Genomic DNA, 12,612 nt, shown 5'->3' on the forward strand with positions numbered 1-12,612 from the left:
TTGGCCGGGCGGAGGGCGGGTTCCGCCCCTGCGACCATCCGCCGCCCTGCCCTAGCCCCAAAGTCGCCAAAGCCCGCAGGCATAAGCCGCCCTCCCACGGAACGCCGTGCGCTGTCGGGGCGCCGCTTCCTTCATTCCAGAGCGTAGAGACGCTGGAGAGGCCGCCGAATGCGACGCCTGCTATCCAACGCGCCGATGGCGCGTTGCAAGACCCTGTTGATCCACTCCGGCCAGACGGCCGCCTTCGCCGCCGTGGCCGTTTTCGCCGCCGCCGCCGCGCCAAATGCCGCGCGCGAGGCCGCCTTGCCGCCGCCGACCCAGATCGCCGCGCCGGTGTCGCCGCCCCTGAAGGCCGAGGTCGAGAAGGCAGGTCCGATCACGCGCCAGATCGCCTTCACCGCCCCGGTGCGCGGCTATGCGATCAACTCGCCGTTCGGCCTGCGCAAACTGGCCATCGAAGCCAAGGCGCGCGCGCACAAGGGCGTGGATATCGCCGCGCCGAAGGGCACGACCGTCTTCACCGCCGCCGAGGGCGAAGTCATCCGCACGGGCTATGACCCCGAGGGCTATGGCAACTTCATCGAGGTGCGCCACCCCAACGGCATGAGCACCCTGTACGGCCACCTCAGCCGGATCGATGTCGCGAACGGCGATGCGGTCGCGCCCGGTCAGCGCATCGGTCTGGTCGGCTCCACGGGCTATTCCACCGGCCCGCACCTGCATTTCGAGGTCCGTCGCGGCGGCGCGCAGGTCAATCCGACCAAGGTGGTCGATCGCCATTTCGAAGTGACGGTGAAGGCCAAGGCCTGACGCGCATTACGTTGCGACGGGCGCTGCAAACGTCCTAGTGTCCCCTCTCGTTCTGGGAGGGATGAATATGAACAAGATCGTCGCCGCCGTCGTCGCGGGCCTGTTGGCCGCAACGCCCATCGCCGCCTCGGCGCAGGACTATGGGCGATACAGCGACGCCGCCGCACAGACCGAGCTGTCGCGACTGGCGGATGTGCAGATGGCGGTCATGGTGCCAATGCGCGACGGCGTGGGACTGGCCACCAATGTCTATCGCCCCAAGAACGCGTCCGGCCCCTTGCCGACCGTGTTCGTCCGCACGCCCTATAACGAGCTGGCCTACAACGCCCGCACCACGCGCTCGGCCCTGAGTTGGGTCAGCAAGGGCTATGCCTTCGTCATCCAGAACGAGCGGGGACGGTATTTCTCGGGTGGCGACTATCAGATCCTGGGCTATCCACAGACCGACGGCTATGACGCCCTGACGTGGATTGCGGCCCAGCCCTGGTCGAATGGAAAGGTCGGCACCCTGGGCTGTTCGTCCTCCGCCGAATGGCAGCTGGCCCTGGCGGCCCAAAACCACCCCGCCCACGCCGCCATGGTGCCCCAGGCCTCGGGCGCCGGCATCGGCAAGGTCGGCCGGTTCCAGGAACAGGGCAACTGGTACACCGGGGGCGTGCCGCGCAACCTGTTCTTTGTGTGGTTGTACGGTGTGGACAATCCGCAGCGCGCCCAGATCCCGATGGACATCGACCAGGAAACCCGCGCTCGGATCGTCCGCTACAACGATCTGGACGCCAAGAAGCCGGATGTGAACTGGCCCAGCCAGATCCGGCATCTGCCGGTCAATGACATGCTGAAGGACCTGGGGGAGCCGGCCGGCACGTTCGAGGAGCTGATCGCGCGCACCCCGTCCGATCCGGCCTGGCGTCAGGGCGGCCTGTATCACGACGACATGGGCTGGGGCGTGCCCTCGCTGTGGTTCAACAGCTGGTATGACGTCTCCATTGGCCCGAACATGGAGCTGTTCAACCACGCCCGATCCACGACACAGGATCGCGAGGCGGCCGAGAACCAGTACGTCGTGGTCGGCCCCAACAACCACTGCGCCTTTGCGGGCCTGGGGCCGAACTACAAGTCGGGCGACCGCCCGCTAGGCGACGCCACCTTCGACAGCGACGCCCTGGTGCACGCCTGGTTCGACCGCTGGCTGAAGGGCGAGCGCCGCGCCTTCCCCGAGAGCACGCCGCACGTGCAGTATTTCAACATGGGCGAAAACGCCTGGCGCACGGCCGCGCAGTGGCCGCCGGCCGGGGTCAAGACGGTGCGGATGTATCTGCGCTCGGGCGGTGCGGCCAACAGCCTGAATGGCGACGGCCTGCTAAGCCTTCAGGCGCCGCCCGCCGGCGAGCCGGCCGACCGCTATCGCTATGATCCGATGAACCCGGTCCAGACCATCGGCGGCGGCGATTGCTGCAATGGCGGGCTGGTCACGGCCGGGGCCTTCGATCAGCGGCCGATCGAGGCGCGCAACGATGTGCTGGTCTATACGTCGGAGGCGCTGACCGAGCCGATGCAGGTCACCGGCTTCATCGATGCGGTGCTGAAGGTGTCGTCCTCTGCACCCGACACCGATTTCGCGGTCAAGCTGGTGGACGTGGCGCCGGACGGCACAGCCTATATTCTGGGCGACACCATCATGCGGGCGCGTTATCGCAACGGCTATGACCGCCCCGCGCCTCTGACGCCGGGCCAGGTGGCGACCGTGCAGCCCACGCCGCTGACCATCAGCAACACCTTCCAGCCGGGTCACCGCATCCGGGTCGAAGTCACCAGCTCCAACTTCCCCAAGTTCGTGCGCAACCTGAACACGGGCGGACCAAACGAGACCGAGAGCCAGGGCGTGGTCGCCGACAACGCCATCCATCACGCGGGTGACGACGCCTCCTACATCGACCTGCCTGTGGTGAAATAGGCGCCCCTGCGCCGAAGTCGCTGGCGTCCCCTGTCGTCGGATTCTAGGCTGACGACAGGGATTTGGGAGGCGACATGGCGGCGTTGACGCTGGATGGGGTGAACAAGCGATACGGCGATTTCCACGCCGTGCGCGATCTGAGTTTTCAGGTCGAGAAGGGGTCGATCTGCGGCTTTCTGGGGCCGAACGGGGCGGGCAAGACCTCGACCCTGCGGATGATCCTTGGGTTGCAGCCGGCGACGTCGGGGCGGATCGAGATCCTGGGCGCCGACGACGGGCGCAAGGTGCGCGATCGGATCGGTTTCCTGCCCGAGGAACGCGGTCTCTACAAGAAGATGACGCCGGTCGAGGCCATCGCCTTCTTCGGAGCGCTGAAAGGCCTGCCGGTCGCCGAGGGCCGCAAGCGCGCCAAGACCCTGCTGGAGCAGCAGGGGCTGGGCGAGGCGCAGAAGAAGAAGATGAAGGAGCTGTCCAAGGGCATGGCGCAGAAGGTGCAGCTGATCGCCTCGGTCGTGCATCAGCCGGAGTTCGTCATCCTGGACGAGCCCTTCTCCGGTCTGGACCCGATGAACCAGCAGGGCCTGGAGGCGATGATTCGCGGGCTGGCGGCGAACGGCGCCACGGTGCTGTTCTCCACCCACGTGATGCAGCATGCCGAGCGGCTGTGCGACAAGGTCGTGCTGCTGGCGCGCGGCAAGAAGGCGTTCGAGGGGACGGTGGATCAGGCCAAGGCCACCTCGCCGCGCTTTCTGGATCTGGACGGCGCGATCAGCGCAGACGCCGCCGCCGCCCTGCCCGGCGTCGCCGGCGTCGAGACCCTGTCCGACGTGGATGGCGTGCGTCGCCTGAAAATCGCCCTGGCGCCCGGCGCCGGGGGCCAAGACACGTTGAAGACGGCCTTCCTGAACGGGCTGGACGTGCGCGGCTTCGCGCTGAAGGAGCCGACGCTGCACGACGCCTTCATCGGCCTGACCGGCGACCATCCCGACCAACCCGTCGCATCCGTGGAGGCTGCCCGATGAACCGCACCCTGCTGATCGCGCGACGCGAATATGTCGCCTACGCCAAGACCGTCGGCTTCTGGCTGTCGCTTCTTGCCTTTCCGCTGTTCGCCGTGCTGGGCGGCGGCATTCCGGCGCTGATCAAGGCCTCCGAGCCGATCAAGTCGGTGGCGGTGATAGAGGAAGGCCCCAATGCGACGGGGCTGGCCGCCGCCGTGCGCGCCTCTCTGCAAGCCGATGTGGATCGTCAGAACGAGCGCCTGCGCGAAGCCGCCGAAAAGGGACAGGCGGGCGCCGGGCGCGCCGTCGCCTCCATCACCGGCCCCAAGATCCGTCTGGTCGACGCACCGCCCGCCATCGCCGACGCCGTCGGCCCGCCGCGTGACGAGGCGATCCGCAAGGCGCTGGACAAACAGACCTCCAAGGCCAGGCGCCTCGACGCCGTGGTGTTCTTGAGCCGCACGGATGGGAAGCCCGCCGCCCAGGTCTGGACCGCGCGCGCCACCGACAACGACGTCTCAGGCTTCGTCCGCAACGCCCTGCGCGATGCCCGGCGCACCGAACTTCTGACCGCCGCCGGGGTCGCCCCCGCCGTGGCGCAGGAGGTTCAGACCTTCCGGCCTGAGGTGAAGTCCTTCTCGCCCAGCGCGGCCAGCGGTGGCGAGGTGTCGATGCGTGACCGGATCCCGTCCTTCATCGGCCTGGGCGTCGGCTTCCTCTTGTGGTCGCTGGTCATCACCGGCGCCTCCATCCTGCTGAACAGCGTGATGGAGGAGAAGTCGAACAAGATCCTAGAGGTGCTTCTGTCCTCGGCCTCGGCGACCGAAATCCTGACAGGCAAGGTGCTGGGCGTGGCGCTGCTGACCCTGACGGTCATGGGGGTCTGGGGCGGGATCGGCGCCTTCACCCTGATCTCGGCCTCGCCCGAGACGGCGGCGACGGTCGGACAGGTGCTGCTGCACGACGGCCTGATCTTCTATTTCATTGCTTATATGGTCGGCGGCTACCTGATGTATGCGGTGCTGTTCGCCGCCATCGGGGCCTTCTGCGAGACGCCGCGCGACGCCCAGACCCTGATGGGGCCGATCATGATGATCCTGGTCGTGCCTATCCTGGTGATGCAGATGGCCCTGACCAGCCCGGATGCGCCGGTGGTCAAGGTGCTGTCCTGGATTCCCTTCTTCACCCCCTTCCTGATGAGCGCCCGCGCGCCCAGCGATCCGCCGCTGGTGGAGGTGATTCTGACGCTGATCGGCATGTTCGCGACCGCCGCCTTCATGGTGTGGATCGCCGGGCGGGCCTTCCGCGCCGGGGCGCTGTCGGACGTGAAGCTGAGCTGGAAGAGCTTTGGCCGGGCCATCACCGGGCGGGCGTAGGCGGAAATCTTGTCTTTCGTCATTCCCCGGCAAGCCGCATCTTCGCGGCGAAGACCGGGGAACCCAGCGGCGCCGAAGGCGATATCTCCCTCGCAGATTGGGGAAAGATCGCATCCGCGACAGGTTCGCGCTAACGCGCGCCGCTGGGTTCCGGGTCTGCGCTACGCTTAGCCCGGAATGACGAAAGGGGATTGAAGTCCCCTCCCAGCTGCGCAGAGAGCAAACAAGAAAAAGGCCGCTTCCCAGAGGAAGCGGCCTTAAATCTTTCGGCTTTCGCCGGGGTCTTAACGACCGCCGGGGACGCGCGGCTTCGGCGCGGGCAGCAGGCCCTCGCGCTGCATGCGCTTGCGCGCCAGCTTGCGGGCGCGACGGATGGCTTCAGCCTTCTGACGGGCGCGCTTTTCCGAGGGCTTCTCGAAGTGCACGTGGCGCTTCATTTCACGGAAGCTGCCCTCGCGCTGCATCTTCTTCTTCAGGGCTTTCAGCGCTTGGTCGACGTTGTTGTCGCGAACGAAAATCTGAACCAGGTTAAACTCTCCTTTGGCCGCCCGCCGCGTCCTGTGAGGGAGACGGGCGAACAAAATAAAATCGTCTTCCGACAGCCGGGCTCTCGGATGAAGGCGCGCTGATACACGAGCCGCCCCCTTCTGTCCAGATCGTCGCGACCATTCTTCAAGGCTCGAAACGCCATGACGACCGGCGTATGATCGCCCTCATGACCGAGACGACAGACTGGGCCGACCGGACCGAACAGACCGTGCTGGACGCCGCCATCACCCGCGCGCCCGCCTTGGGCTGGAACGCGCGTCTGGTGCGCGAAGCCTGCGAGGCGTGCGGGCTGTCGCAGGGCGACGAGGAACTGCTGCTGCCCAACGGCGCGCGCGATCTGGCGGCCCTGCTGTCGCGTCGCCATGATGCGCGAGCGCTGACGGCTCTGGGTGAAATCGACGCCAAGTCGCTGAAGATTCGCGAGCGAATCGCGCGCGCCGTGTCCGAACGGATGGAGGCGGGCGCCGCCGATCTGGAGGCCACGCGTCGCTGCGCCGCCTTTCTGGCCCTGCCCATCAACGCCGACCTGGGGCTGAAACTGGCCTGGGAGAGCGCGGATCATCTGTGGCGCTGGGCCGGGGACGAGGCGACCGACTGGAATCACTATTCGAAGCGGACCATCCTGTCGGCCATCCTGATTCCCGCCCTGACCATGCGCTGGTTCGACGGCCGCGAAACGGCCGAGGCTTTCGTCGCCCGCCGGATCGAAAACGTCATGGCCTTCGAGAAGTGGAAGGCGGGCAAGGACTTCGACGCGCCATTCCGAAAGGTCAGCGACGCGCTGAGCCGCATGCGGTATGGGGCGAAGGCCTAGACCTTGGCGGAGCGAAGCTCGGCGCGATTGTCACGCAGCGCCTGATCGCGACCCGATTGATGGCCGAGTTGGTAGACCCCGACGCCCAGGATCAGAACCGCGACGCCAAGTATCGCGCCTGCCAGCACACGTGAGCGACCCCCGTTTGAGGCCCTTGGGTCTGCGGGCGCGCTGTAGGCAGCCGCCGATGCACTGATCAGGGCCAATGCCATCGCCATCATAAACAGAACCATCGGGGTGTTCATGTTCAGACGCTCTTGGTGATTGCCGACCGATTATCACGCTCGGCGGCGTCTTTTCCCAAGCGTCCACCAAGATCCACGCTCGCTACAATCAAGACCACGGCGGCCGCGGCCAAAGACACGCCAAACGCACCGACACGCGACGACCGACGGGGACTGAGCGCGCCGATCACTCCAGCAGCGGAGGTGACCAGCAGAAGCGCGAGTGACAGCATCAGCGACAGCGACATGGATCAACCATGACGCAAGTTGCGTTCAGCGCAACTCAAATATCAAACGACGCCGAGCACCCGGTTCACATGCGCCATCTTGCGGCCGGGGCGGGCCTCGGCCTTGCCGTAGAGGTGAAGGCGTTCGTCGGACTTGGCCGACAGCTTGCGCCAGTCCTCGACCTCGTCGCCCAGCAGATTGGTCATTTCGATGCGGGCGTGGGCCGTCGTGGGGCCGAGCGGCCAGCCGGCGACGGCGCGGATATGCTGTTCGAACTGGTCGCAGACGCAGCCGTCCTGGGTCCAGTGGCCGGTGTTGTGAACGCGCGGGGCGATCTCGTTGACCAGAAGCACGTCGTCGCCGAGGTCGAACAGTTCGACGCCCAGAACGCCGACGTAGTCCAGCCCGTCCAAGATCGCCTCGGCGATGGCGCGGGCGCGAACCTGCGTCTTCTCATCCACGGCGGCAGGGGCCAGGGTGGTGCGCAGGACGCCGCCTTCGTGCCGGTTCTCGCCCAGCGGATAGACCGCCATATGGCCGTCCCAGTCGCGGGCGGCGATGACCGACAGTTCGCGCACGAAGGTCGCCTTGGCCTCCAGGATGGCCGGACGCCCCCCCAAGCTTTCCAGGGCGGCGGGCGCGTCCTCGATGGCGTGGATCCAGACCTGACCCTTGCCGTCATAGCCTTCGCGGCGGGTCTTCAGGAGGGCGGGCAGGCCCAGTTCCGTTAGGCCGACGACCAGATCGTCCAGCGTATCGACGACGGCGAAGGCGACCGTCGGGGCGCCGACGGCGTTCAGGAAGGTCTTTTCGTCCACCCGGTCCTGCGACACGCGAAGCGCCGTCGGTCCCGGCGCGACGAGGGCGCCGGCCTCGGCCAAGCGCTCGACGGATTCGGCCGGCACGTTCTCGAACTCGAAGGTGACGACGTCGGCGGCGCGGCCCAGCGCCGACAGGGCCTTGGGGTCGTCATAGGCGGCGACGATCTGGCGCGCCGAGACCCGGCCGGCCGGGCTGTCGGCCTCGGGGTCCAGGATCACGACGTCGAAGCCCAGGCGCGAGGCGGCCTGGCTCAGCATCCGGCCCAGTTGGCCTCCGCCGATGATGCCGAGGGTCGAACCGGGGGGAAGCGGAAGATCAGGCACTCAGTCCTCGACGGTTTCTGCGACGGATTCGGTCTGGGCGGCGCGGAAGGCGGCCAGGCGTCCGGCCAACTCTTCGTCCGACAGGGCCAGTATCTGAGCGGCTAGGATGCCGGCGTTGGCGGCCCCCGCCTCGCCAATGGCCAGGGTGGCGACTGGAACGCCCGCCGGCATCTGCACGATCGACAGCAGGCTATCCATGCCCTTCAGCGCCTTGGACTGAACCGGCACGCCCAGCACCGGCAGTTCGGTCATGGAGGCGGCCATGCCCGGCAGATGGGCGGCGCCCCCTGCTCCAGCGATGATGACCTTGTAGCCGGCGGCCTTGGCGCCCGTGGCGAAATCGACCAGGCGTTGGGGCGTGCGGTGGGCGCTGACGACCTTGGCGTCCCAGGCGACGCCCAATTGATCCAGGCGATCGGCGGCCAGCTTCATGGTCGGCCAGTCGGACCGGCTGCCCATGATGATCGCCACCGGGGTTTCGGAAGTCGCCATGTCTGCAAGGCCCCTCGCGGAAAGGCGCCGGTTACAGCACGCCGGTGACGCCCGCAACCGCAACACCGTGATTTCAGCCGCGTCGGCCCGTAATGTCGGCCTTCAATGTCGGCGGATCACGCTCTACCATCGTTCGACCGCGCGACGCAGACTGAGTCGCGCCTTCGGAGCCAACCCTGCGCCGTGACCGACGTGGCCGAACACGACCTGACCGCCGAGATCGCGCGCCTGCGCGTCGAGCTGGAAGCGTGGAAGACGCGCGCCGCGGCCGCCGAGGCCGCCGCCGACCACGATGTGCTGACCCCCGCCCTGAACCGGCGCGGCTTCATCACGGCGATGCAGCGGACCATGGCTTATTGCCAGCGGCACGGGGTGCCGGCGGTGCTGCTGTATCTGGATATGGACGGGTTCAAGAGCGTCAACGACAGCCTGGGCCATGCGGCCGGCGATGCGGCCCTTGTCGCGGTGGCGGAGCTGTTCCTGGCCAATCTGCGTGAGTCGGACGCAGTCGGCCGGCTGGGCGGCGACGAGTTCGCCCTGCTGATGTTGCACGCGGGATATGAAGAGGGCCGGGCCAAGGCGCGTCAGCTGGCCGAGGCGCTGAAGACCGAAGGCTTCGTCTGGGACGGCCAGAAGACCGAACTGGGCGGCTCGTTCGGGGTGCGCGCCTGGGACGGCCATGCGGACGCCGAGGTCTGGCTGACCGAGGCCGACGCCGCCATGTGGGTGAGGAAGAAGGGGCGCTGAGGCCCCTTCCCGCCCCTGCCGCTTAAAGCGGCAGTTTCAGCTGAATGCCGCCCATGTGGCTGTCGGCGTGGTCGCCGAAGCGGCCGCGATAGCCGACCGTCACCTTGACCGGCCCGACCGACCCCTCGACGCCGGCCGAGGCCAAGAACTGGCCGCCGAACGGATCGTCGATCTCGCGCGACAGCACCTGGGCCGGGTTGTTGTAGAGACCGACGCGCACCGGATCGGAGCTGTCGTCCAGGGCGTCGCGGTAGCCGCCCTCGGCGAACAGGCCGAACCCGCCCATTTCCGCCTCGGCGCGCAGGGCGACCTCGCCGGTCAAGGCCTTCACGGTGCGGTCGCCGTATTGATACTGGGCGCCGACGCCCTGTTCGTAATAGCCGTCCACGTCGCTGGAGACGTAGGCCAGGGCGGCGCGGGGCGACAGGGCGACGCCGCCCATGTCGAACCACATGCCGCCTTGCAGACGCGCGCCGCTGCTGAGCGCGCGGGTTTCGGCGGTGTGGACGATCGGCGCCAGGCTGGTGGTGCGTTCGATGTCGTCGATGTTGTCGCGCGCCACGCCGACGGCGGCGTTGACGAAGACATCGCCCGAGCGCCAGCCGCCATAGACGTCCAGGCCGAAGCTTTCGACGTTGAACTGCAGCGCCTGGCTTTCGACGTCGGTGTTGCGCGCCGTGCCGGCCAGACCGAAGCGCCAGTTGGCCGAGGGGCCGGCCTCAAGCGCGATGCGGGCGCCCCAGCCGTCGCTGGACGAACTGGTGACCGAGCCGCGCGCGTCGGTGTCGACGCTGTCGATCAGGGCCGAGGTGGTGACGGACACGCCGGCCTCCCACGGCTGACGACCCGACAGGGCCTCGCCGGCGGCGTCCAGGGCGTCCTCGCGGTGACGATAGGTCGTCTCACCCTGCAAGGTCGATTGGGCGCCGATGTCGCCATAGTAGAGATAGTCGGTCGCCAGCTGGGCGATGATCCGGTGACCCGCTGCGGTCGGGTGGACGCCATCGAAGTAGAAGTAGCTGTCGGGGTTCGTACAGACCGTTGCGCCGTTAAAGCAGGGCTGTGTGATGTTGGTGATGCCGAACAGGCCCGGATTGCCGGCCAGGGTGTCGCCGATCTTGTACAAGTCCATCATGATGATGTTGCTACCTGGGCGGGCGGCGGCCGTGGCGGTCAGATTTGTCTGGAGCGCGGTGTTGAAGGTGGTGACGGCGAAGTCGGCCAGAGGCGCGGCGGTCGTGCCGCGGAACTGAGGCGTCAGGCTGAGTTTGGGCAGGTTGGTGACCAGGATGGTCCCGGCCCCCGCGCCCGCCACGGTGTTGACCAGGCTGTTGATATTGGCGGCGGCGGTCGTGGCGACCGGAGTGATGGCGGCGACCGGGCTGGCGGAAGCGCCGGCGGCGGGCAGGCCCTGGAAGATGTCGTTTGCGCCGCCCAGGACGCTGACCAGATCCGTCGAGCTGAACCGGCCGCCCGCGGCGGTGTAGCGCGACAGCTGGTTCAACATGCCGAACGGTACGCCGGCCGAGGAGTCAGTGCGCGAGCCGCCAAAGGCGTAGTTGATGCTGCCCGTGACCGAGCCGTTGAAGTTGGCGGCGTTGAAGCCCAGCAGTTCAACGAAGGTCGGACCGTTCGAGAAGCGGCGCGCATAGGGCGGCGACGGCGGCTGGGTTCCGCTCGAGATCAGATAGAGGTTGCCGTTGTCGCTGAGGCTGTCGCCGAAGACGACGAGACGGTTGTAGGTCTGGGCCGAGGCCGAGCCGGCAAAGGCGCAGGCGGCGAGCGCCAAGGCAGCGACGGCGCCGCCGGTGATGAAGCGTGACATAAATATCCTCCCGCAGCCGTCGTTGCGCGGCCGTTCGACGTGAGGATGCGCCAGTTCGCGCAGAGCGCAAGATGCCGCGAGGTCAGCTTTGAGAAGATATTTGCGAGCGACGTATCACTGCAACGTGCGGAACTTCAGCGTGCCCGGCACGGTCTTGAGTTCACGCAGCGCCTCCGGGTCGTAGTCGCGGTCCACATCGGTGATGACATAGCCCGTGCGCTCGTCCGTTTTCAGGTGCTGGCCCAAGATGTTCAGGCCCGCCGACGCCAAGGCGCGGTTCAGTTCGGCCAGCACGCCCGGCTGGTTCCTGTGGATATGCAGGATGCGGTGGGCGCCCGAAACTTCGGACAGCTGGACGTTGGGCAGGTTGACGCTGAAGGTCGTGTCGCCTCGGTTCAGATAGCCCAGCAGGCGTTCGGCCGCGAACTCGGCGATGGCCTCCTGCGCCTCTTCGGTCGAGCCGCCAATGTGCGGCGTCAGGATCATGTTGGGCAGGCCCTGAAGCGGGCTCTCGAAGGGGTCGGCGTTGGTGCGCGGCTCCTCGGGGAAGACATCGACGGCGGCGCCGGCGACCCGGCCCGAGCCGATCGCCTGGGACAGGGCGCCGACATCGACCACATGGCCGCGCGCCAGGTTCAGGAACAGCGCGCCTTCCTTCATCCGGCCGAACTGGGCCGCGCCGAAGATGTTGGCGTTCTCCTTGCGGCCATCGACATGCAGGGTGACCACGTCGCTTTCGGCCAGCAGCGCATCCAGCGAGCGCATGCGGCGCGCATTGCCCAGGGCCAAGCGCTCGGACAGGTCGTAGAACAGCACCCGCATGCCCAGGTTTTCAGCCAATACCGACAACTGGCTGCCGATCGCGCCGTAGCCGACGATGCCCAAGGTCTTGCCGCGCAGCTCCTTGGAGCCGGTGGCGGACTTGTTCCACTTGCCGACGTGCATGGCCGCCGACTTGTCCGGAACGTCGCGCATCAGGACGATCATCAGGCCGATGGCCAGTTCGACTACCGAACGAGTGTTCGAATAGGGGGCGTTGAACACCGCCACGCCGTGATCCGAGGCCGCGTCCAGATCGATCTGGTTGGTGCCGATGCAGAAGGCCGCGACGGCCATCAGCCGATCGGCCTGTTCCAGCACGCGGCGGCTGACCGTGGTCTTGGAGCGGATACCCAACACATGGACGCCCTTGATGGCCGCGATCAGATCGTCCTCGTCCAGCGCGCCCTTCTGGGTTTCGACCGAATAGCCCGCCTCCTCCAGCCGCTCGACAGCGGCGGGGTGGATGTTTTCCAGGAGCAGCATCTTCATGCGACTGCGCGGGAAGGACCAGCGGCCGACAAGGCCTTCGGCATGCAGCACCTCGTCGAGCGATGCAGCCTCGGCGTCGGCGACCTGGACCACCGGCGCACGACGGACGACCTCGGTGAAGGCGTAGAAGGCGTCG

The 12,612-nt window shown here is 67.3% G+C and carries 13 protein-coding genes; 6 read left to right on the forward strand and 7 right to left on the reverse strand.

Going from position 1 to position 12,612, the window contains the following annotated elements:
• Positions 1-168 precede the first annotated feature (168 nt).
• The 4 genes from Q9R14_RS07865 to Q9R14_RS07880 all read left to right on the forward strand — a co-directional run bounded on the left by Q9R14_RS07865 (position 169) and on the right by Q9R14_RS07880 (position 5,141).
• Positions 169-810 (forward strand): M23 family metallopeptidase, encoded by a 642-nt coding sequence (locus Q9R14_RS07865; protein WP_045810279.1) that lies wholly within the window; start codon positions 169-171, stop codon positions 808-810.
• Positions 811-877: 67 nt separating this feature from the next.
• Positions 878-2,764, forward strand: a complete 1,887-nt coding sequence (locus Q9R14_RS07870) for a CocE/NonD family hydrolase (RefSeq protein WP_306004051.1) — start codon at positions 878-880, stop codon at positions 2,762-2,764.
• A gap of 74 nt (positions 2,765-2,838) precedes the next feature.
• Positions 2,839-3,786 (forward strand): ABC transporter ATP-binding protein, encoded by a 948-nt coding sequence (locus Q9R14_RS07875; protein ID WP_306004052.1) that lies wholly within the window; start codon positions 2,839-2,841, stop codon positions 3,784-3,786.
• The gene (locus tag Q9R14_RS07880; RefSeq protein ID WP_306004053.1) at positions 3,783-5,141 is read left to right on the forward strand and encodes an ABC transporter permease; all 1,359 of its coding nucleotides are present in this window, start codon (positions 3,783-3,785) and stop codon (positions 5,139-5,141) included. The genes Q9R14_RS07875 and Q9R14_RS07880 overlap by 4 nt, the downstream gene beginning before the upstream one ends.
• A 284-nt stretch (positions 5,142-5,425) precedes the next feature.
• Here Q9R14_RS07880 and rpsU read toward each other — a convergent pair whose 3' ends face one another.
• On the reverse strand, positions 5,426-5,668 hold the full coding sequence (rpsU, locus tag Q9R14_RS07885; RefSeq protein WP_026108547.1) for a 30S ribosomal protein S21: 243 nt from the start codon (positions 5,666-5,668) through the stop codon (positions 5,426-5,428).
• Positions 5,669-5,856: 188 nt separating this feature from the next.
• On the opposite strand from rpsU, the gene Q9R14_RS07890 reads away from it, so the two are divergent.
• The gene (locus Q9R14_RS07890; protein WP_306004054.1) at positions 5,857-6,504 is read left to right on the forward strand and encodes a COQ9 family protein; all 648 of its coding nucleotides are present in this window, start codon (positions 5,857-5,859) and stop codon (positions 6,502-6,504) included.
• Here the strand turns inward: Q9R14_RS07890 and Q9R14_RS07895 are convergent.
• Genes Q9R14_RS07895 through purE form a run of 4 tightly spaced genes read right to left on the reverse strand, consistent with a single transcriptional unit; the run spans position 6,501 to position 8,593 of the window.
• A complete protein-coding gene (locus tag Q9R14_RS07895) occupies positions 6,501-6,749 on the reverse strand; it encodes a hypothetical protein (RefSeq protein ID WP_306004055.1) in 249 nt (82 codons plus the stop codon). The genes Q9R14_RS07890 and Q9R14_RS07895 overlap by 4 nt on opposite strands.
• Positions 6,750-6,751: 2 nt before the next feature.
• A complete protein-coding gene (locus Q9R14_RS07900; RefSeq protein ID WP_039245321.1) occupies positions 6,752-6,976 on the reverse strand; it encodes a hypothetical protein in 225 nt (74 codons plus the stop codon).
• Between the two features lie 42 nt (positions 6,977-7,018).
• Positions 7,019-8,101 (reverse strand): 5-(carboxyamino)imidazole ribonucleotide synthase, encoded by a 1,083-nt coding sequence (locus Q9R14_RS07905; protein ID WP_306004056.1) that lies wholly within the window; start codon positions 8,099-8,101, stop codon positions 7,019-7,021.
• Positions 8,102-8,593 carry a 5-(carboxyamino)imidazole ribonucleotide mutase gene (gene purE / locus Q9R14_RS07910; RefSeq protein ID WP_242078324.1) on the reverse strand — a complete coding sequence of 164 codons (492 nt, stop codon included), beginning with the start codon at positions 8,591-8,593 and terminating at the stop codon, positions 8,102-8,104. It abuts the gene before it with no gap.
• Between the two features lie 183 nt (positions 8,594-8,776).
• On the opposite strand from purE, the gene Q9R14_RS07915 reads away from it, so the two are divergent.
• The gene (locus Q9R14_RS07915; protein WP_306004057.1) at positions 8,777-9,340 is read left to right on the forward strand and encodes a GGDEF domain-containing protein; all 564 of its coding nucleotides are present in this window, start codon (positions 8,777-8,779) and stop codon (positions 9,338-9,340) included.
• A gap of 22 nt (positions 9,341-9,362) precedes the next feature.
• Here the strand turns inward: Q9R14_RS07915 and Q9R14_RS07920 are convergent, their stop codons facing one another.
• Complete coding sequence (locus Q9R14_RS07920) at positions 9,363-11,165, reverse strand: autotransporter domain-containing protein (protein ID WP_306004058.1); 1,803 nt, start codon at positions 11,163-11,165, stop codon at positions 9,363-9,365.
• A 114-nt stretch (positions 11,166-11,279) separates the two neighbouring features.
• A complete protein-coding gene (gene serA / locus Q9R14_RS07925; protein WP_371929786.1) occupies positions 11,280-12,524 on the reverse strand; it encodes a phosphoglycerate dehydrogenase in 1,245 nt (414 codons plus the stop codon).
• Between the last annotated feature and the right edge of the window lie 88 nt (positions 12,525-12,612).

Source organism: Brevundimonas sp. C43, assembly GCF_030732185.1.
In the GTDB taxonomy this organism is placed as follows: domain Bacteria; phylum Pseudomonadota; class Alphaproteobacteria; order Caulobacterales; family Caulobacteraceae; genus Brevundimonas; species Brevundimonas diminuta_C.

Excerpts from the sequence above, each read along its gene's own strand:
- Q9R14_RS07865 (WP_045810279.1), top strand. The coding sequence starts at position 169 with ATGCGACGCCTGCTATCCAACGCGCCGATGGCGCGTTGCAAGACCCTG.
- Q9R14_RS07870 (WP_306004051.1), top strand. The coding sequence starts at position 878 with ATGAACAAGATCGTCGCCGCCGTCGTCGCGGGCCTGTTGGCCGCAACG.
- Q9R14_RS07875 (WP_306004052.1), top strand. The coding sequence starts at position 2,839 with ATGGCGGCGTTGACGCTGGATGGGGTGAACAAGCGATACGGCGATTTC.
- Q9R14_RS07880 (WP_306004053.1), top strand. The coding sequence starts at position 3,783 with ATGAACCGCACCCTGCTGATCGCGCGACGCGAATATGTCGCCTACGCC.
- Q9R14_RS07890 (WP_306004054.1), top strand. The coding sequence starts at position 5,857 with ATGACCGAGACGACAGACTGGGCCGACCGGACCGAACAGACCGTGCTG.
- Q9R14_RS07895 (WP_306004055.1), bottom strand. The coding sequence starts at position 6,749 with ATGAACACCCCGATGGTTCTGTTTATGATGGCGATGGCATTGGCCCTG.
- Q9R14_RS07900 (WP_039245321.1), bottom strand. The coding sequence starts at position 6,976 with ATGTCGCTGTCGCTGATGCTGTCACTCGCGCTTCTGCTGGTCACCTCC.
- purE (WP_242078324.1), bottom strand. The coding sequence starts at position 8,593 with ATGGCGACTTCCGAAACCCCGGTGGCGATCATCATGGGCAGCCGGTCC.
- Q9R14_RS07920 (WP_306004058.1), bottom strand. The coding sequence starts at position 11,165 with ATGTCACGCTTCATCACCGGCGGCGCCGTCGCTGCCTTGGCGCTCGCC.